This window comes from Pelagibius sp. Alg239-R121, assembly GCF_947331435.1.
Lineage (GTDB): Bacteria > Pseudomonadota > Alphaproteobacteria > Kiloniellales > Kiloniellaceae > Denitrobaculum.
The window spans coordinates 377,672-397,594 of record NZ_CAMZOF010000006.1; the positions used below are offsets into that span (position 1 = coordinate 377,672).

Genomic DNA, 19,923 nt, shown 5'->3' on the forward strand with positions numbered 1-19,923 from the left:
GTAGTAACGAATTTTGTGCTTTGGAACCTTTCTAATTTTTTTGTTTCCTTATTTTTCGCAAACAGGTAAAAAGTGGCCTAGTGATTAGGCATGAATAGGAACTGCCTAAAAAATGGGCATATTGATAAACGACGTTGTTATTGAAGACCCTGTGATCCTGGCTCCCATGTCGGGTGTGACGGACATGCCGTTTCGGCGTCTGGTCAAGAGAATGGGGGCAGGGCTCGTGGTTTCGGAGATGATCGCCAGTCAGGCGATGATCCGTGAGACCCGTGAATCCATGAAGATGTCGAGCAATTGCGCCGAGGAATTTCCCATGGCCGTGCAGCTCGCCGGCTGTGATCCCGAAGTCATGGCGGAAGCGGCGCGTCTCAACGAAGACCGCGGTGCGGCCATCATCGACATCAACTTCGGTTGTCCGGTCAAAAAGATCGTCAATAAGTTCGCAGGCTCGGCCCTGATGCGTGAGGAACGCCTGGCTGCGCAGATCCTGGAGGCTGTGGTCAAGGCGGTCTCCATCCCGGTGACCCTTAAGATGCGTACAGGCTGGGATGAAACCAGCCGAAACGCTCCAACCTTCGCCCGCATCGCAGAGGCCAGCGGTATTCGTATGATCACCGTGCATGGCCGGACCCGTTGTCAGATGTATGGCGGAAAAGCCGATTGGGCCTATGTTCGGCAGGTGAAGGAGGCGACCCGGCTGCCGGTCATCGTCAATGGTGACATCGAAAGCCTCGAAGATGTTACGGCCGCGTTGGCACAGTCCGGCGCAGATGGCGTAATGATCGGACGCGGCGCCTATGGCCGGCCATGGTTCCTGAACCAGGTCATCCAGTTTTTACGAAGCGGCGAGCGTCTTCCGGATCCGGGCGTCGTCGAGCGACGCGATGTGCTGCTCGAGCACTACGAGGCTTTGCTGGAGCACTACGGCACGCGGACCGCGGTTCCTATCGCGCGCAAGCATATCGCCTGGTATTGCAAGGGGCTTCACCGCAGCGCCGAATTCCGGGTTTCCGTCAATCGGGAGAGCGATCCCGAGCGGGTGAAAGGAATGATTCGGGATTTCTTCACCGAACAGAGTGAGCGGGCGGCGGCATGATGATTGGCCTGCCAAACGAAACCAGGCCCGAAGCGGAAGGTTCTGTTTCGGAATGGGAACAGGGCAAAAAACAAAGTAAAGCTTTCGAGGGACCGCAGCTCGATGCGGGAACGATCGTCAATGCGCTCGCGGAACCCATATTCGTGGTCGATAACGCCGGCTGTGTCTGCTTTGCGAATCTGGCGGCCGAACAGTTCCTGGCCACCAGTGCTTCGGCGTTGCTGGGGCGTCCGCTGGCCGAAATCCTACCGCCCGACAGTCCGGTCTTTTCACTGGTTGAGCACGTACGGGTGGGCGGCCAATCGGTTTCGGAATATGGCGTGACCATCGAAACACCTAAGATCGGCTCTCACTTCGTTTCGGTCGAGGTTTCGGCGGTATCCGATTATCCCGGCGCCGTCGCAGTATCAATCCAGGAGCGCTCGATCGCGCGCAAGATCGACCACCAACTGGTGCACCGCAACGCCGCGCGTTCGGTGACTGCCATGGCGGCGATGCTGGCGCATGAAGTGAAGAACCCACTATCGGGCATCCGTGGCGCGGCACAGCTGGTGGAGCAGAATGCCGGGCCGGAAGACCGGGAACTGACGCAGCTCATCTGTGACGAAACCGATCGTATCGTCGCTCTGGTCCAGCGGATGGAAATGTTCTCCGACGAACGGCCCCTCGAACGCGACGCGGTCAACATCCACGAGGTGCTGGGTCATGTGCGCCTTCTGGCCCAAAGCGGCTTTGCCCGCGATGTGCGTTTCGTCGAAACCTACGACCCTTCATTGCCCCCGGTTTATGGAAATCGCGATCAATTGATCCAAGTGTTGCTCAACCTCGTAAAAAATGCAGCCGAGGCGGTTCCGAAAGATGAGGGGGAAATTATTCTTTCGACAAGATTTCAGCAGGGCGTGCGTTTGACGGTTCCGGGCAGTCGTGCGCGCGTCGAACTTCCGCTTACCGTATCCGTGACCGATAACGGCGGCGGCATCCCGGAGGACCTCAAGGCGCACCTCTTCGATCCCTTTGTCTCGGCCAAAGCAGGGGGGACGGGACTGGGACTTGCGCTGGTCGCAAAGATCATCGGTGACCACGGTGGGGTCATTGAGCTTCAGAGCGCGCCGAGAAAAACCGTCTTTCAAATGATGTTGCCTAAGGCACCGAAGGAGATCCGGGCATGATGCGAACCGGCAACATACTCATTGCCGACGACGATCGAGCAATCCGTACCGTACTCTCACAGGCGCTTGGCCGGCAGGGCCATACGGTTCAGACGACCGGTACGGCTTCCACGTTGTGGCAGTGGGTGAGTGATGGCGCAGGTGATCTGGTGATTACCGATGTGGTCATGCCCGACGAAAACGGCCTGGACCTCATTCCCCGAATTAAAAAGCTGCGGCCCAACCTTCGCGTAATCGCCATGTCGGCACAGAACACACTCCTGACTGCGGTCAAGGCGACGGAACGCGGCGCATTTGAATATCTACCCAAACCTTTCGATCTGCGTGAACTGGTAAGCGTGGTGGAGCGGGCCTTGTCCGAACCTCAGGGGAGCGCATCTGTCGCTGAACTCGATCCGCGTATTGAGGACGAACGCCTGCCGCTGATTGGCCGGTCCCCGGCGATGCAGGAGATCTACCGGGTCTTGGCGCGCCTTATGGGAACCGACCTTACGGTCATGGTTTACGGCGAGTCGGGGACAGGTAAGGAACTGGTGTCCCGCGCATTGCATGATTACGGCAAGCGCCGGCACGGCCCCTTTGTCGCTATCAATATGGCGGCTATTCCACGCGAGTTGATCGAGAGCGAGTTGTTCGGTCATGAAAAGGGCGCGTTTACCGGCGCCTCGAACCGCTATGCGGGACGCTTCGAGCAGGCCAGTGGCGGTACACTGTTCCTAGATGAAATCGGTGATATGCCGCTGGAGGCCCAGACCCGGCTGCTGCGCGTCCTGCAGGAGGGCGAATACACGACCGTCGGCGGCCGCACACCGATCAAGGCTGACGTCCGGATCGTCACTGCAACCCACCGCGATCTGCGCCAGATGGTACGTCAGGGACTGTTCCGGGAAGATCTTTATTACCGGCTCAATGTGGTTCCGATCCGCCTGCCGCCGCTGCGTGAGCGCAGTGAGGACATTCCCGAGCTCGTGCGCCACTTCTTTGCCCAGGCACAAGACGAAGGACTGCCGGCAAAGTCTCTGGAATCCGATGCGTTGGACGATCTGAAGCGTTATCGCTGGCCCGGAAATGTGCGCGAACTGGAGAACGTCGTCCGGCGGCTGATCGCCCTCTACAGCCAGGAAATCATCAGCCGGGATGTGGTTCGTGCGGAATTGAGCGATTCGCCTGCTGACGAGTCGATTGGCGTGCCTGCGGATGAATCTCTCGGGGATGCCGTCGAGCGGCACCTGCGTGACTATTTCATGGCGCACGGAGAAGCGTTGCCCGCTTCGGGTCTTTACGAACGCATTCTGCATGAAGTTGAGCGGCCGCTCATTGAATTGTCGCTATCGGCTACACGTGGTAATCAGATACGTGCGGCTAAGCTGTTAGGCCTAAACCGCAACACGCTGCGTAAAAAAATCAGAGACCTGGACATTCAGGTGGTTCGCGGCGTTAAGTAGCCTATTGATTCCAGAACTGAGGACGACTCCCTATGGGAGATCACAAGCGTCTGACGGTATGGCGGCAGAGTTGAGTACGACAGCATCGCAGGACGGCTCCAAGGCAGCCGATGAGGCCGCGATAGAAGCCGCAGCCGAACCAGAAAAAGCGAACGGTCCCGGCCCGAACGAGGGACGGTTGCGTCGATTCGTCGTCTGGGCGCACCGCATCAATCTCGAACGCAAAGTGGCGCTGTTGCTGTTGGTCGCTGCGATTGCTTCGGGCACTGCGACCTTTGCCGCCATGACCGACAATCTGCCGGTCACGCTTGATCCGCTGTCGGTATTGCTTCTCCTCAACCTGGACCTGGTCCTTCTGCTGGGTCTGTTTGCACTGATCGCACGACGGCTGGTCATCATTTGGGTGGCGCGGCGGCGCGGCCTGGCGGGGGCGCGGCTCCATTCGCGGCTGGTCGGGCTTTTCAGCCTGGTTGCTGTGATGCCGACCATTATCGTGGCCACGCTCTCCTTTATCCTTCTGGATTTTGGTCTTCAGGGGTGGTTCAGCGACCGGGTCAGCACGGCGGTGAAGGAATCCTTTGCCGTCGCCAATGCCTATCTGGAGGAACATCGCCAGACGATCGGCGCGGATGTCATTGCGATGGCACAGGATATCAGCCGTGAAGGCAGTGCCGTGGCCTACAACCCGCAGCGCTTGAACCAGGTGTTGAGCGCGCAGGCGGCTCTACGCTCTCTGACCGAAGCCATGATCGTTGATTCGTCTCAGCGCGTGCTGGCCCGCGCCGGGTTTAGTTTGTTGCTCGATTTCGATCCTCAGGTGCCCGAGTGGGCGCTGAGGCGTGCGAGCGAAGGCGAAATCGTCATCCTGACTTCGCCGACCGACGACCGGGTACGTGGTCTGGTCCGCCTGGATACAATCAGCGATACCTACCTTTATGTTGGCCGATTGATCGACCCCAGAGTGCTTGGGCATATCGACCGGACCCAGGGGGCGGTTCGGCTCTACGAAGAGCTGGAAGGTAAGCGATCGGGCATGCAGTTGACCTTCACCGCTATCTTCGTGGTCGTGGCCCTGATGCTGTTGCTGGCTTCGATTTGGGTGGGGTTGGCTTTCGCCAACCAATTGACGGTCCCCATCGGAAAACTGATCGATGCCACCGGAAGGGTCAGTGAAGGCGATCTGACCGTGCGGGTTCCCGATCAGGACAACCGGGATGAGATCGGCAGTCTGGCGAGGGCGTTCAACCGCATGACCGGTGAAATCCAGAGCCAGCAGGACGCTTTGCTGGATGCCAACATGCAGCTCGATGAACGCAGCCGCTTTATCGAGGCGGTGCTGGGAGGCGTTACGGCGGGCGTTCTGGGTTTGGACGGTGATGGCAACGTTACCTTGGTCAATAAGACTGCGAGCCAATTGCTGGAACGTTCTGAAGGGTCAATGCGAGGCAAAAACATCGGCGAAGTGCTCGTCGATGTCGAAGATCTGGTCAGCTCCGCGCGCCGGAGGCCACGCCGACGCAGTGAACGGCAAATCACCCTGACCCAGTCCGGCGGACGGATCTGTACCATGATGGTCCGGGTGGTTGCCGAGGTGGACGATCAGGGAGTGAATGGTTTTGTTGTTACGTTGGACGATATCAGCGAACTGCTGTCGGCCCAGCGCAAGGCAGCCTGGTCAGACGTCGCACGACGGATCGCTCATGAAATCAAAAACCCCCTGACGCCGATCCAGCTTTCGGCGGAACGCCTCAAGCGGAAGTATCTGGGCGAAATTACCAGCGATCCGGCAACCTTTGAAATTTGCACCGATACGATCGTACGTCAGGTCGGCGATATCGGACGTATGGTCGACGAATTCTCATCCTTTGCGCGTATGCCCGCACCGGTGGTCGAGGATGTCGATCTGAAACACTTGAGCGAACAGGCCGTCTTTCTTCAGCAGACGGCGCATCCCGAGATCGACTATTTGCTTGAATGCGATCAGGAGACGATGGTGACCTCATGCGACCGGCAGCAGGTTACACGGGTCCTGACGAATCTCTTGCTGAACGCCGAAGAAGCGATCGAAGGCCGTGAAGAGGAAAGCGGGCAAGAGGAGAAGCAGGGCGAGGAAATAAGAGGCCGGATTATCCTGCGCTTAATGGACCTTCCCGAGGGATTGGTGATTGAAATTGAGGATAACGGAAAGGGGTTGCCGGATGTCGCGCGCGACCGCTTGACGGAGCCCTATGTAACCACGCGCAAAAAAGGCACAGGTCTTGGACTGGCGATTGTGAAGAAAATTATGGAAGATCATGGCGGCTCCTTCGGTTTGGCGGATGCTCCAGACTACGGCGCCAAGGCCCGCCTCGTTTTCCCGCGGAACGATGAGGCGACTACGGGGCAGGGGACGGCCGACGGTCCGTCTCAGGGCGAACCGTCTGCTGTTAACAAGGCTAGGGTTTAGTAGCGAATGGCTCGCGATATTCTGATTGTTGATGACGAAGCGGACATCCGTCTGCTGATTACCGGCATCCTTTCCGATGAAGGTTATGAAACCCGCGATGCCGCTAACAGTGACGGAGCCCTCGAAGCATTACGCGCACGGCGGCCGAATCTGGTAATCCTCGATATCTGGCTCGACAACAGCAAACTCGACGGCCTGCAGCTGCTGGAAGTCATCAAGAGCGAGCATCCGGGTGTTCCAGTGGTGATGATATCCGGGCACGGAACCATCGAAACCGCGGTGAAGGCGATCACGCGCGGCGCCTATGATTTCATCGAAAAGCCGTTCAAATCCGACCGGCTGCTCCTGATCATCGAGCGCGCCATCGAAGCGGCCCAGCTGCGTAGCGAGAACGAGGAGTTGCGGCTGCGTGCAGGTCCTCAGGCCGAGCTGATCGGCGAATCACCCGCGATCAACCAGATCCGCCATGCGATCTCCAAGGTGGCACCCACCGGCAGCCGTGTGCTGATCACTGGACCAGCCGGTGCCGGCAAGGAGGTTGTTGCCAGGCTTATTCATGATCAATCCCGCCGCAGCGCTGCACCCTTCGTCGCGATGAACTGTGCCGCGCTGCACCCCGACCGGCTGGAAATGGAACTCTTTGGGACGGAGGCAGAGGCCGAGAATTCGGGAGGCTTGAAGGTCGGCACTTTTGAACAGGCGCACGGCGGCACCCTGCTGCTCGACGAGGTGGCGGATATGCCGCTGGAGACCCAGGGTAAGATCGTCCGTGTGCTTCAGGAGCAGTCCTTTGAGCGTGTCGGCGGCAGCCGGATGGTCGAAGTCGATGTCCGGGTCATTGCCGCAACCAAGGAAGATCTGCCGCGGCTGATTTCCGAAGGCCTCTTCCGGGAAGACCTCTATTACCGGCTGAATGTCGTTCCCCTGCAGGTTCCGGCTTTGCGCGAGCGGCGCGAAGACGTTCCAACGCTGATCGAGCATTTCATGATCCGCGCCGCCGGCGCGACGGGGCTTCCACAGCGGTCTGTCTCTGATGACGCCATGGCGGCACTGCAGGCGCACGACTGGCCCGGAAACGTCCGCCAACTCCGCAATGTGATCGACTGGATATTAATTATGGCCGTCGGCGATCCACGCGAAGTGGTTCGGGCCGATATGCTGCCCGCCGACATCAGTAAGGTGACGCCGAACAGCTTTGCTGAGAACACGGAATCCGAAATAATGGCGCTGCCGTTGCGCGACGCTCGAGAAATCTTCGAGCGCAAGTACCTGGAAGCACAGGTGACGCGGTTCGGCGGAAATATATCGCGCACCGCATCTTTTGTTGGTATGGAACGCTCCGCATTGCATCGCAAGCTGCGTTCTCTGGGGATTAATTCTTCCGGGGGCCAGTAGACGGCGAAGGGTTCGTAGCAAGGGGTGAGTATCCTGCTCCTTGGTATAAAGGCGGATAGATGAAAGTTTTGATCTGTGGCGCGGGCCAAGTGGGCTTCAACATCGCGCGCTATCTCTCTGGCGAAAATGCCGACATCACGGTGATCGACCAGTCGCCGGAGTTGATCCGCAAGATCTCTGACTCGCTGGATGTTAAGGGACTGGTGGGATTTGCGTCCCACCCCGACGTGTTGGAGCGCGCCGGCGCGCCCGACGCGGACATGGTTATCGCGGTGACCTATGCCGACGAAGTAAACATGGTCGCCTGCCAGATCTGCCACTCGATCTTCGAAGTCCCGACCAAGATTGCCCGGGTACGTCATCAGAGTTATCTGGCGCCGGTCTGGTCCGATCTTTTCAGCCGGGAACACATGCCGATCGACGTCATCATCTCGCCGGAGATCGAAGTCGCACGTGCGATCGAACGGCGGCTGCAGGTGCCGGGGGCCTTCGACGTGCATCCGCTGGCGGACGGCAAGGTGAGTATGATCGGCGTGCGCTGTAACCAGGACACGCCGATCCTGAACACGCCGCTGCGTCAACTTACGGCGCTGTTCCCGGAACTCCATATCGTCATCGTCGGGATCTGGCGGGACGGCAAGGGGTTCGTTCCTACGCCCGACGACGATCTGCGGGATGGCGACGACGTCTACTTCGTGTTGGAAAATTCTCATCTACTGCGCGCTATGGCGGCCTTCGGTCACGAAGAGAAAGAAGCCAGGCGGGTCGTTATTATCGGCGGCGGCAATATCGGTTTGAATCTGGCGACGGCAGTAGAGAAGAATCATCCGCAGGTTTCCATGAAGCTGATCGAAGTCGATAAGCGCCGCGCCGAGAAGGTAGCGCAGGGACTGGAGCGCGCCGTGGTCATTCATGGCAGCGCCCTGGATACAGAAATCCTCGAAGAAGCCAATATCATGGCCGCTGAGACCGTCGTTGCGGTTTCCAATGACGATGAAGTCAATATTCTGGCGTCGCTTCTGGCCAAGCGCCACGGCTGCCAGCGCGCGGTGACCCTGATCAACACCAATTCCTATACGCCTCTGATTGGCAGCCTGGGTATTGATACGGTGGTCAGCCCCCGCGCCATTACGGTCTCCACCATCCTGCAGCACGTGCGCAGAGGCCGGATCCGTTCGGTACATTCCATTTCCGAAGGTTTCGGCGAGATTATCGAGGCGGAGGCACTGGAGACTTCCAGCTTGGTCGGCGTCCCGATCCGCGATGCAAATCTGCCGGACGGGGTTATCGTTGGGGCGATCGTCCGCGACGACAAGGTGATTATCCCGCGCGGCGACACCATCGTCCGGGCCAATGACCTGGTTATTATCTTCGCTATGACCGAAGCCGTGAAAAAGATCGAAAAGCTCTTTGCGGTTAAGTTGGAGTTTTTCTAAAACGAGAGTGCGAAGTTCGGCGACGGCCTGCGCTGTGGTCTGCTTTTATGCATCTTATCTTGATCGAGCAGGGGAAAATCGATGCCACGGCAAGCTTATGTCAATGGTCGTTACACGGCGCACAACGATGCAGCAGTCCACATCGAGGATCGCGGCTACCAGTTCGCAGACGGTGTCTACGAGGTCGTGCCGGTCTACAACGGTATTCTGGTCGACGAAGAGCCTCACCTCGACCGGCTGGAACGTTCCCTGAGGGAGCTTCAGATCGACATGCCGATGTCACGTGCCGCCATGAAACTGGTTTCGCGTGAACTGATGCAGCGCAACAGTCTGTCTCGTGGTTTCGTCTACATGCAGATCACCCGTGGTGTGGCGCCAAGAGATCACAAATTCCCAGCCCAGGCGACGCCGGCCCTTGTCATGACCACCCGTCAGATGAAGCCGCACAGCGCTGAAGTGCTGGAAAAAGGCGTCAAAGTCATCACCTTGCGCGATATTCGCTGGGAGCGTTGTGACATCAAGTCAGTGTCGCTGCTGCCGAACATCCTGGGCAAGCAGGCTGCTGCCGAGGCCGGGGCCTATGAGGCCTGGCAGCTCGATGACGACGGCAATATCACCGAAGGGACTTCGGCCAATGCCTGGATTGTGACCGACAGCGATACCGTGGTCACACGCAATGCCAATTCGGCAATCCTTAACGGTATTACCCGAATTGCACTTCTGGACCTCATCCGTGCAGAAGGTTTCCAGCTGGAAGAGCGCGCCTTCAGCCTGGAAGAAGCGCAGGCCGCGCGGGAAGCCTTCGTTACCTCAAGTTCCTCCTTCGTCATGCCGGTCACGCAAATCGACGATAACCCAGTCGGCAACGGCCATCCCGGTCTGCTGACCATGAAGCTGCGTGAGCGCTATGTCGACTACATGAACGGTCTGAAGGAAGCCGGGTGAGCCAGTTATCCACGGCTACAGGTGCGGGGAGCCTGGTGCGTCCGCGAGCTATCCTGTTTGACTGGGACAATACCCTGGTCGATACCTGGGTGGTGATCCACCATGCGCTGAAGATCACCTTCGAGGCCATGGGGCAGGAGCCCTGGACTCTTTCGGAAGCCAAAGAGCGCGTGCGTGAGTCGGCGCGTGAGGCCTTTCCCAAGCTGTTCGGCGACCGCGCGGAAGAGGCTTTGGGTGTCTTTTACGGCACCTATGAGGCCGATCACCTGGAGATGTTGACGCCTCTGCCCGGCGCAGAGTCCATGCTGCAGTCGCTCGCCGCAGATCCGGAATTGTTTCTCGGGCTGGTCAGCAACAAAAAGGGCACGCTTTTGCGCCTGGAAGCACAGGAACTCGGCTGGGCTCCCTATTTTGGCAGCATGGTTGGCGCGAACGACGCGGAAAAAGACAAGCCTGCGGCCGCAGCCGTGGAGATGGCGCTGGCGCCGAGCGCTTTGAAGGCGGGGCCGGATGTCTGGTTTGTCGGTGATACGGATATCGATATGGCCTGCGCCGTGGCAACGGGATGCACTGCCGTGCTGTTGCGTCCGGATCCACCCGGAACAACGGAGTTTGCAGGTTGCCGACCTAATCACTATATAGACGGCTGTGGTGCCCTGATTGACCTCGTTCAGGCGTCATAACGCAGAGAATCCGGTGCCTTTGGCAGGTTTGTATGACCAAAGCTGTTGCGGCGGCGAGGCGCAGACCCCAAGATAACGGGTAACGATAACAATATAAGAAAAATAAGAAGGGGACTCTCATGCCGGCTGAAAAATCTCAGAATGTGCAGGACGTCTTTCTCAACCACATCCGGAAGAACAAGATTTCGGTGACGGTTTTCCTGGTAAACGGTGTCAAATTACAGGGTGTAGTGACCTGGTTTGATAATTTTTCCGTACTATTGCGACGGGATGCGCATTCGCAGCTCGTCTACAAGCACGCCATCTCCACGGTGATGCCGGCACAGCCGATTCAGCTGTTCGAGCCCGCCAAGGAAGACGGCGAAGAAGGCTGACTATAAAAACAACACGGCTTAATTCGTCTATGGGGAAAGAGAAGGACACGCTCGATTTCAGAGTCACGCGCAACGCGAAAATCCGCGCGCTGGTCCTTCACCCCGAACTCAGACGTTCAGATGCCGCGAGCCGTAGCGCCGAGGCCAATCTGCAGGAAGCAATCGGTTTAGCCCAGGCCATCGAGCTGGATATCGTCCACGCCGAGGTCGTTGCCGTGCCCAGACCGAAACCCGCAACTTTGCTGGGCGGTGGTGCCGTCGAACGCATTCACGACCTGATCGAGGCGGAAGCCATTGAACTGGTCGTAATCGATACGGCCCTGACCCCGGTCCAGCAACGCAATCTGGAAAACAACTGGGGCAGCAAGGTCATCGACCGGACCGGTTTGATCCTTGAGATCTTCGGAGCCCGTGCTAGGACCAACGAAGGTAAGCTGCAGGTCGAGCTGGCCTCACTTAGTTATCAGCGCTCGCGTCTGGTAAGGTCCTGGACCCACTTGGAGCGGCAGCGCGGCGGTGCCGGCTTCATGGGCGGTCCGGGTGAGCGGCAGCTCGAAATCGACCGGCGGCTTATCGATGAACGGATCGTTCGTTTGAAGGCTGATCTGGAAAAGGTCAAACGAACCCGTGAGCTGCACCGTTCCGCGCGCAAGCGCGTGCCCTATCCAATCGTTGCCCTGGTCGGTTATACCAATGCGGGGAAATCGACGCTGTTCAACCGCGTGACATCTTCGGAAGTCAGGGCGCAGGATCTTCTTTTCGCGACACTGGACCCGACCATGCGGCGGGTTCAACTGCCATCCGGTAAGGAGATTATTCTCTCGGATACGGTTGGGTTCATCTCAGATCTGCCGACCGACCTTATCGCAGCCTTCCGCGCAACCCTGGAAGAGGTGACCGAAGCCGACGTGATCGTACATGTTCGTGATATCGCGCATGCGGACAGTGCCGCACAGCGTGAAGATGTGCTTGCGATCCTGCAGGATCTCGATCTGGAAGAAACTCTGGAGAAGAGTTCGATCGAAGCCTGGAACAAGGCGGATCTGCTTGACGGCAGCGCGCGCGAAGAGCTCGAAACGTCCTGCGCCACCCTTCCGGAAAGCCGGGTGATCTGCGCGGCCACAACCGGCGAAGGCTGCGACCGCCTGCTCGACGCTATCGATCGCAAGCTTGCCGAACGGCGGAGCAACATCCGCACGCGCGTGCCCTTAAGCGATGGTGCTACCCTGGCTTGGCTCTATCGGCACGGGGATATCCGGCGACGGCGAGACGAGGGTGAGTTCGCGTTCCTGGAAGTCGGACTCGAGCCCGCCGATGCGGCGCGCTTCGAAAGGCGTCAGGCAGAGGCCGGCAACTGAGCACGAAATCGATTGCGGCCCGGATCCCCCAAATAGCGGATTTCACATAAAAGATCTTGTCCCCACTGGTTGACACTCGTCGCTGCTGGGGCTATATGCCTCCCTGTTAGCACTCAATCCTAGTGAGTGCTAATGAGCCGATCGTCATGGGGCGGCGGCGTAATCTCAACACAATTCATCGATGAAGATGGAGAGACGTTACATGAAATTCAAACCTCTGCACGACCGCGTCGTGGTCGAGCCGCTAGAGCAGGAAGAAAAGTCCACCGGCGGTATCATCATTCCCGACACGGCAAAAGAGAAGCCGATGCAGGGTAAAGTCATCGCAGTCGGCTCCGGTAGCCGTGGCGACGATGGAAAAGTCGTAGCTCTTGATGTCAAGAAGAACGACACGGTGCTCTACGGCAAGTGGTCCGGCACCGAAGTAAAGATCGACGGCAAAACGCTTCTGATCATGCGTGAGTCCGACATCATGGGTATTCTTCAGTAAGGAGCTGAAAGCACATGGCTGCTAAAGACGTAAAATTCAGTAGCGACGCGCGCAACAAAATGCTGCGCGGCGTCGATATTCTCGCCGATGCCGTTAAGGTAACTCTGGGCCCTAAAGGCCGTAACGTTATTCTCGACAAGTCCTTCGGCGCTCCGCGCACCACCAAGGACGGCGTGACTGTTGCCAAGGAAATCGAACTTGCCGATAAGTTCGAGAACATGGGCGCCCAGATGGTCCGTGAAGTTGCCAGCAAGACCAACGATCTTGCCGGTGACGGCACCACGACTGCGACGGTTCTGACCCAGGCGATTGTCCGCGAAGGTTGCAAGGCCGTTGCCGCCGGCATGAACCCGATGGACCTCAAGCGCGGCATCGACCTCGCTGTCGAGACCGTAATCGGTGATCTCCGTAAAAAATCCAAGAAGATCTCCACGACTGCCGAAGTTGCTCAGGTCGGCACCATCTCTGCGAACGGTGAAGCCGAAATCGGTGCCATGATCGCAGAAGCCATGGAGCGCGTCGGCAAAGAAGGCGTCATCACGGTCGAGGAAGCCAAGTCCCTGGCAACTGAACTTGACGTTGTCGAAGGTATGCAGTTCGACCGCGGCTATCTGTCGCCGTACTTCATCACCAACGCCGAGAAGATGATCTGCGAGATGGAGAACCCCTTCATCCTGCTGCACGAAAAGAAGCTCACCGGCCTGCAGCCGATGCTGCCGCTTCTCGAAGCCGTCGTTCAGTCCGGCCGTCCGCTGCTGATCATTGCGGAAGACGTCGAGGGCGAAGCCCTTGCGACTCTGGTGGTCAACAAGCTGCGCGGTGGTCTGAAGGTTGCTGCGGTTAAGGCCCCTGGTTTCGGCGATCGCCGTAAGGCCATGCTCGAGGACATCGCGATCCTTACGGGCGGTCAGGTTGTTTCCGAAGATCTCGGCATCAAACTCGAAGGTGTGACCCTCGACATGCTCGGCACTGCCAAGCGCGTCAGCATCACCAAGGAAGAGAGCACGGTCATCGACGGTGCCGGTAAGAAGAAGGCCATCGAAGCCCGCTGCGGTCAGATCCGTGCGCAGGCTGAAGAGACCTCTTCCGACTACGACCGTGAGAAGCTTCAGGAGCGTCTCGCCAAGCTCGCTGGCGGCGTTGCCGTTCTGCGCGTCGGCGGCGCGACCGAAGTTGAGGTGAAGGAGCGTAAGGATCGTGTTGAAGACGCGATGAACGCCACCCGCGCCGCGGTCGAGGAAGGCATTGTTTCCGGCGGTGGTACTGCGCTGCTGAACGGGATCAAGGCGATTGCCAAGCTTACTCCGGATAACGACGACCAGAAGGTCGGCGTGGACATCGTCCGTCGTGCCCTTCAGGCTCCGATCCGTCAGATCGCCGAAAACGCCGGCGTTGAAGGCTCGATCGTCGTCGGTAAGGTCACCGAAGCCAAAGCCGGCATCGGTTACGACGCTCAGAACAATGCCTACGTGGACATGTCCAAGGCTGGTATCATCGACCCGACCAAGGTCGTGCGTACTGCACTGCAGGATGCCGCTTCGATTGCTGGCCTGATGGTCACGACCGAAGCCATGGTCTCCGAAGCACCTGAGAAAAAAGACGGCGGTGGCGCTCCTGCAATGCCCGATATGGGTGGCATGGGCGGTATGGGTGGCATGGGCTTCTAAAGAAGTCCAAACACCCTGCGCATGGTGCTTCTGCGCTGTGCTCACGCAAAGAGATTGGGGGTTGCCTTTGGGCGGCCCCCTTTTTCATGCCGTCTCCATTTGGCCTGCTTTTCCATGCTTTCGCGCTGATTTCCCTATAAAGTCGGACCAGCGATTCCTTTTCAGGTTTCCAGGCCGTTCGTTCCAAACCCGCTGAAAGGTACCTTTTTCACAATGATCGACGTCGACCGCATTACGAAAATCATCAAAGAAACGGCCGACGAAGAGGTTTTACCTCGTTTTCAGAAGCTTAAAGAGAGCGAGGTCAGCGAAAAGGCGCACGGCGAAGTCGTGACCATTGCCGACACCGAAACGGAGCGCGTTTTGACCGACCGGCTCTCAGCCGCACTGCCGGGATCGCATGTGGTCGGCGAAGAATCTGTTTCGGCCGATCCGGCAGTCATGGATTTGTTGGAAGGCCCTGAACCGGTCTGGATCATCGACCCGATCGACGGCACCAGTAACTTTGCGAGCGGAAAGCCCGTCTTTGCGGTGATGGTTGCTCTGGTGGTGGCAGGAGAAACCCGCAATGGCTGGATTCACGATCCCATCGGCGCACGTAGTCTAACGGCGGAGCAGGGTGGAGGGGCCTGGATTGGGGCGGAGCGTGTCTCAGTTCGAGACAGCGTACCTGCCTTGGATATGTCCGGTACACTCCATGCCAGTCAATACGCATTGCCCGATACGGCGGCCAAGATCAAGGAACGCCGCAGCCGTGTGCAGGCCATCCCCAGCCTGCGCTGCGCCGGGCATGAGTACTTCCGGCTGGCGACGGCTGAGATGCATTTCTCCCTCTTCACCCGCCTGATGCCCTGGGATCACGTAGCAGGTTGCCTGATTCAGGAAGAGGCGGGCGGTGTCGCTCTCTGTTTCGACGGAACACCTTATTCGGCACTCAGACACCGAGAAAAAGGCCTGATGATCGCTCCTTCGCGCGATTCCTGGCAGGATCTCTATCGGACACTTTTATCGGATTGACGCCAATAAAATGCCGGAGACAGCTTGAACATGAAGGAAAGTCGACCGGTTACGCTACATGATGTCGGCGAAGTCGCCGCGACCACCGGGCGGATACTGACTTTTCGGCCGGCCGTTCCGGATATCAGGCGACTGGGCTGGCTCTACCTGAGCTTTGGCTTGTTGTCGGCCTGGCTGGTGGGTATTGGCCGTTACTGGGACAATGAGCGGGCCGAACCTTGGCAGGCGCTCGGGTTAGGGTCGGTCGCCTATGTCTTTGCAATGGCAGCGCTGATTTGGATTTTGCTTTACCCGTTGAAACCCAATAACTGGCGCTACCTGAACATCCTAATCTTCGTATCACTGACATCTCCGCCCGCGATCCTCTATGCCATTCCGGTTGAACGCTTTATGTCGCTCGCGAATGCGCAGACTATCAACGTCGCATTTCTGGCGGTGGTTGCGCTCTGGCGCGTCGTACTGCTTTGGTTGTTTTTGCGCCGGTCAGCAGGCCTCAGTTATGTCGATCTCTTTGTCGGATGTTTTCTGCCGTTAACGCTGGTGGTCACGGTGCTGACGGGACTCAATCTGGAACACGTCGTCTTCAATATTATGAGTGGCCTCGCTCCGGAGGATGTGTCTGCGAACGACGCGTCCTATGGTGTATTGGTAGCCATCACGACTGTGTCGATACTGGCGCTGCCATTCCTGGCCATCACCTATCTCGTCCTGATTTGGCTGAAGTTTAAATCGCGATGAGACTCGGGCTGATCGCGATGAGCGGCGTACGTGCCCAGAACACCGAACTCAACAGGCTCGGCCTGACCCTGCCGGGATTTGTCGAGCGAAACAGGGTTATTGCCTCGCTGCCGAGCCTCTCGCTGCTCACCCTTGCCGGCATGACTCCGTCAGACTTCGAGGTGACGTACTTTGAAGTCCCTGATCTGGCGTTGTTGGAGAACTTACCCGGCACCTTCGACTGCGTTGCGATTGCGAGTTACAGCGCGCAGATAAAGGACGCATACCAGTTGGCCCTACGTTACCGGCAGGCTGGAACCAAGGTCATTCTCGGCGGATTGCATGTTACGGCACGCCCGAGAGAAGCCGCAAAGTACGCAGATTCACTCGTGCTTGGGGAAGCTGAGCCAGTTTGGCCACGTGTCCTGGCGGATCTTAAAACGACGCACCTGCAGCCGGTCTACGATGCCCGCGGGACGCAGTTCGATCTGCAAAAAGCACCGATGCCCCGTTTCGATCTCCTGAATCCGGCGCGCTATAACCGCATCACGGTTCAGACCCAGCGTGGCTGTCCCCTGTCTTGCGAGTTCTGCGCCTCCTCAATCCGCATTTCGCCCAAATTCAAAACCAAACCGGTGGAAAAGGTCATTGCGGAGATCCGACGGATCAAATCGGTTTGGCCCAAGCCTTTCATCGAGTTCGCAGATGACAATACCTTCGCCAGCAAGGCGCACGGCAAGCGCCTCGTCGGCGAGGTGGCTAAGGAGAACATTCGCTGGTTTACGGAAACGGACGTTTCCGTCGCAGACGACGATGAGCTGCTTGCTATGCTCGCGGATTCCGGATGTGCACAGCTTCTGATCGGTCTGGAGGCGCCTGATGTGGCATCGCTGAACGGCCTGGAAACCAAGACCAATTGGAAAGCCGGTCGCGCTGAGCGTTATCTCGAAGCCATCGAAAAAATTCAACGCCATGGTATCACGGTCAACGGCTGCTTCATCCTGGGCCTGGACGGACAGGGACCGGAGAGCTTCGACGCGGTGCGCGATTTTGTCCGTGAATCTGCGCTCTATGACGTTCAGGTAACGCTGCAGACGCCCTTTCCCGGTACGCCGCTCTATGAGCGCCTGATGCGCGAAGGCCGGCTATTGGCCGAAGACGACTGGGACAAATGTACGCTGTTCGACGCCATGTTCAAACCTGACGGGATGAGTGTTGAGGCACTGGAGACCGGATTTAAGGGGCTGGTCGAGGATCTCTACAGCGAGGAGTTCACGCAGTGGAGGCGGGGGCAGTTTCGCCGCGCGACACAGACAAAGGATCCTTCAGCCGGTCATTGAGAGACTGTTGGCGACCACTCCATTCGGATTTCCCGCGGCAATGGCAGGCTTTAGCTGGATCTGCGATATCGTGGAAACCGCGGAGGCGTACACACGCAAATCTTAGTATTAGGTTTGGCCGCGCGGTCCGGTTTTCAGGCTTTCCTGATTCGAATGGTTTCGATGTCTGCCGTCGATCCCGACAATTCTCGACGACCCGTCTTTTCCAACGCCCGGTTTGACGTTCGACATCTTTTCGAAGCTGGGCAGCGTCGGATCCAGGTGGTCCCAGGATACGGCGCTGCTGGTGTAAATCACGCGGTCCGGCCTGGCAATTTCGGGGTCGTCCATCGAGGACGTGCGAATCACAACAAGGCCTTTCAGGCCGTCGCGTGTGTGATAGATGGCGCTGCCGCACTTGGGGCAGAAGAACCGGTTGATGCGGTTTCCGCTGTCTGCTGTGCAGGCAAATTCGCTGACGTTCCCCGTCAATTCGAAGGAGTCCGCGGGAATAACGCTATGGGTGGCATGCCCGGTACCGCCGATTTTGCGGCAATCGCGGCAGCAGCAGTGAACGGTCGTGATGAGTTCTGAAGAAGAGCTGTAGCGCACAGCCTCGCAGAGGCAACCACCCTCGAAAACGATATCCATCATCGGGATCCTTTCTTCATCAGCTAAATCAGAGATGCCGCCATCCGCAGGCAGGAAAAGCCTTTACCCTAAGGCGAAGTCCATCGCGGCGCGGGCATGGATTTCGGTGGTGTCGAAGGCGGGAATCTCGAAATCGTCGGCTTTGACCAGCAGACCCACTTCGGTGCAGCCGAAGATCACGCTGTCGGCGCCGGCCTGATGTTCCTGCTCCACGACCCGAAGATAAGCGTTCTTGGAGTCGGGCGAGATAATGCCCTGACAGAGCTCGTCGTATATGACGTCGTGGATGATTGTGCGGCCATGATCATCCGGCACTCTGACCGTGATGCCGTGTCGTTCGGCCAGACGTCCCTTGTAGAAATCCTGTTCCATGGTGTAGCGGGTGGCGAGCAGGAGAGGGTGCTCTACCCCGGAATCCTTGAGCGCCGAGGCGGTGGTGTCGGCGATATGGATCAGTGGGATCCCGACGGCGTCCTGCACCTCCTGCGCCATCTTGTGCATAGTGTTGGTGCAGATAACCACACAGGCCGCGCCGCCTTTTTCGACGCTCCGGGCGGCGCCAATCATCCGCTCGCTGGCCTTGTCCCAATCGCCCGCCGCCTGCAGGGCCTCGATCTCGCCGAAGTCGAAGGACCACATCAGGATCTCGGCCGAATGCAGTCCACCAAGCGCCTCGCGCGCCATGCGGTTCAGCAGCTGGTAATAGATGACCGTGCTTTCCCAGCTCATACCGCCGATCAGACCGATTGTTTTCATATGGCGCTCTTACAGTGAAAGGGTAGGCAGCCGGTGGGCGGCCAATCCGATGGGCGGTCGTCAAAAACCGGTCAGTGCCGCTCCGTGTCTTTGGCGGCCTGCCAGTGGCTTTCCATCTGCTCCAGTGAAGCTTCGCTGGTTTCAATGCCCTGGTCGGCCAGGCGTTGTTCGACCCAGCGAAATCGCCGTTCGAACTTGGCATTGGTGCCGCGCAAGGCTGCTTCGGGTTCGATATTCAGGTGCCGCGCCAGATTGGCCAGGGCGAAGAGTGTGTCGCCCAACTCATCGGCCAGCCGTGCCTGCCTTTCGGCGTTCTGGAGAGACGTGGCTGACGCGGCGCCTGCGTCCATGACTTCCCGCAGTTCGCCGATTTCCTCTTCAATTTTATCCAGAACCTGCCGGGCTTCCGGCCAGTCAAAACCGACACGCGCGGCACGCTTTTGCAGCTTTAGTGCCCGGGTCAGGCCGGGCAGGCCGACTGTGACACCCTCAAGGGCCGAAACGGCCGCTCCGTTTGCCTTTGCAGCACGCTCTTCGGCTTTCTGTTTCTCCCATGAAACCGTCTGTGTCGCCGCGTCGCGCTCGCTCTCGGACCCGAATACATGCGGGTGCCGCCGGACCATCTTGTCGCTGATGGCGGTCGCGACATCATTGAAATCAAAGACGCCCTGTTCCCCCGCCATCTGAGAATGAAAGACGACCTGAAGCAGCAGATCGCCCAATTCGTCCTTCAGGGCAGCCATGTCGCCTTGTTCAATGGCTTCGGCAACTTCGTAGGCTTCTTCAATGGTATAGGGCGCAATCGAGGAGAAGGTCTGTTCGATGTCCCAGGGGCAGCCGCCGTTGCGGTCGCGCAGACGGGACATAACCTCGAGCAGGCGTTCAATCTGATGGGGTGTTTCTGTATCTCGGCTCATGACGCCGAGGAGCATATCTCAAAGGCGATGCAGGGCAAG

At 58.4% G+C, this 19,923-nt stretch carries 18 protein-coding genes; 15 read left to right on the plus strand and 3 right to left on the minus strand.

Annotated features, from left to right (window positions below; genetic code table 11):
• Nucleotides 1-112: 112 nt before the first annotated feature.
• The 15 genes from dusB to QMZ18_RS20880 all read left to right on the plus strand — a co-directional run bounded on the left by dusB (nt 113) and on the right by QMZ18_RS20880 (nt 17,581).
• Entirely contained in the window at nt 113-1,099 is a 987-nt protein-coding gene (gene dusB / locus QMZ18_RS20810; protein ID WP_282608268.1) for a tRNA dihydrouridine synthase DusB, read from the plus strand.
• Nucleotides 1,096-2,268 (plus strand): nitrogen regulation protein NR(II), encoded by a 1,173-nt coding sequence (locus QMZ18_RS20815; protein ID WP_282608269.1) that lies wholly within the window; start codon nt 1,096-1,098, stop codon nt 2,266-2,268. The genes dusB and QMZ18_RS20815 overlap by 4 nt, the downstream gene beginning before the upstream one ends.
• Nucleotides 2,265-3,713 (plus strand): nitrogen regulation protein NR(I), encoded by a 1,449-nt coding sequence (ntrC, locus tag QMZ18_RS20820; RefSeq protein WP_322097251.1) that lies wholly within the window; start codon nt 2,265-2,267, stop codon nt 3,711-3,713. Before QMZ18_RS20815 ends, ntrC begins: the two co-directional genes overlap by 4 nt.
• A 70-nt stretch (nt 3,714-3,783) precedes the next feature.
• Entirely contained in the window at nt 3,784-6,159 is a 2,376-nt protein-coding gene (locus QMZ18_RS20825) for a PAS domain-containing sensor histidine kinase (RefSeq protein ID WP_282608270.1), read from the plus strand.
• 6 nt (nt 6,160-6,165) lie between these two features.
• Nucleotides 6,166-7,554, plus strand: coding sequence for a sigma-54 dependent transcriptional regulator (locus tag QMZ18_RS20830; RefSeq protein ID WP_282608271.1), 1,389 nt, complete (start codon nt 6,166-6,168; stop codon nt 7,552-7,554).
• 59 nt (nt 7,555-7,613) lie between these two features.
• A complete protein-coding gene (gene trkA / locus QMZ18_RS20835; RefSeq protein ID WP_282608272.1) occupies nt 7,614-8,990 on the plus strand; it encodes a Trk system potassium transporter TrkA in 1,377 nt (458 codons plus the stop codon).
• A gap of 81 nt (nt 8,991-9,071) precedes the next feature.
• The gene (gene dat / locus QMZ18_RS20840) at nt 9,072-9,935 is read left to right on the plus strand and encodes a D-amino-acid transaminase (RefSeq protein WP_282608273.1); all 864 of its coding nucleotides are present in this window, start codon (nt 9,072-9,074) and stop codon (nt 9,933-9,935) included.
• Nucleotides 9,932-10,618, plus strand: a complete 687-nt coding sequence (locus QMZ18_RS20845; protein ID WP_282608274.1) for an HAD family hydrolase — start codon at nt 9,932-9,934, stop codon at nt 10,616-10,618. Before dat ends, QMZ18_RS20845 begins: the two co-directional genes overlap by 4 nt.
• Nucleotides 10,619-10,737: 119 nt before the next feature.
• Nucleotides 10,738-10,992 (plus strand): RNA chaperone Hfq, encoded by a 255-nt coding sequence (gene hfq, locus QMZ18_RS20850; protein WP_282608275.1) that lies wholly within the window; start codon nt 10,738-10,740, stop codon nt 10,990-10,992.
• Nucleotides 10,993-11,021: 29 nt separating this feature from the next.
• The gene (hflX, locus tag QMZ18_RS20855) at nt 11,022-12,350 is read left to right on the plus strand and encodes a GTPase HflX (protein ID WP_282608276.1); all 1,329 of its coding nucleotides are present in this window, start codon (nt 11,022-11,024) and stop codon (nt 12,348-12,350) included.
• 202 nt (nt 12,351-12,552) lie between these two features.
• Nucleotides 12,553-12,840: a co-chaperone GroES gene (groES, locus tag QMZ18_RS20860; protein WP_282608277.1), complete on the plus strand. Its 288-nt coding sequence runs from the start codon at nt 12,553-12,555 to the stop codon at nt 12,838-12,840.
• Nucleotides 12,841-12,854: 14 nt separating this feature from the next.
• On the plus strand, nt 12,855-14,507 hold the full coding sequence (groL, locus tag QMZ18_RS20865) for a chaperonin GroEL (protein ID WP_282608278.1): 1,653 nt from the start codon (nt 12,855-12,857) through the stop codon (nt 14,505-14,507).
• A gap of 213 nt (nt 14,508-14,720) precedes the next feature.
• The gene (locus QMZ18_RS20870) at nt 14,721-15,524 is read left to right on the plus strand and encodes an inositol monophosphatase (protein ID WP_282608279.1); all 804 of its coding nucleotides are present in this window, start codon (nt 14,721-14,723) and stop codon (nt 15,522-15,524) included.
• A 30-nt stretch (nt 15,525-15,554) separates the two neighbouring features.
• Nucleotides 15,555-16,262 (plus strand): hypothetical protein, encoded by a 708-nt coding sequence (locus QMZ18_RS20875; protein ID WP_282608280.1) that lies wholly within the window; start codon nt 15,555-15,557, stop codon nt 16,260-16,262.
• Between the two features lie 17 nt (nt 16,263-16,279).
• On the plus strand, nt 16,280-17,581 hold the full coding sequence (locus QMZ18_RS20880) for a radical SAM protein (protein ID WP_282608281.1): 1,302 nt from the start codon (nt 16,280-16,282) through the stop codon (nt 17,579-17,581).
• A gap of 108 nt (nt 17,582-17,689) precedes the next feature.
• On the opposite strand, the gene QMZ18_RS20885 is transcribed toward QMZ18_RS20880, so the two are convergent.
• The 3 genes from QMZ18_RS20885 to mazG form a co-directional block, all read right to left on the minus strand.
• Nucleotides 17,690-18,214, minus strand: coding sequence for a GFA family protein (locus QMZ18_RS20885; protein ID WP_282608282.1), 525 nt, complete (start codon nt 18,212-18,214; stop codon nt 17,690-17,692).
• A 60-nt stretch (nt 18,215-18,274) separates the two neighbouring features.
• Complete coding sequence (locus QMZ18_RS20890) at nt 18,275-18,967, minus strand: aspartate/glutamate racemase family protein (protein WP_282608283.1); 693 nt, start codon at nt 18,965-18,967, stop codon at nt 18,275-18,277.
• 71 nt (nt 18,968-19,038) lie between these two features.
• Nucleotides 19,039-19,884, minus strand: coding sequence for a nucleoside triphosphate pyrophosphohydrolase (gene mazG / locus QMZ18_RS20895; RefSeq protein WP_282608284.1), 846 nt, complete (start codon nt 19,882-19,884; stop codon nt 19,039-19,041).
• Between the last annotated feature and the right edge of the window lie 39 nt (nt 19,885-19,923).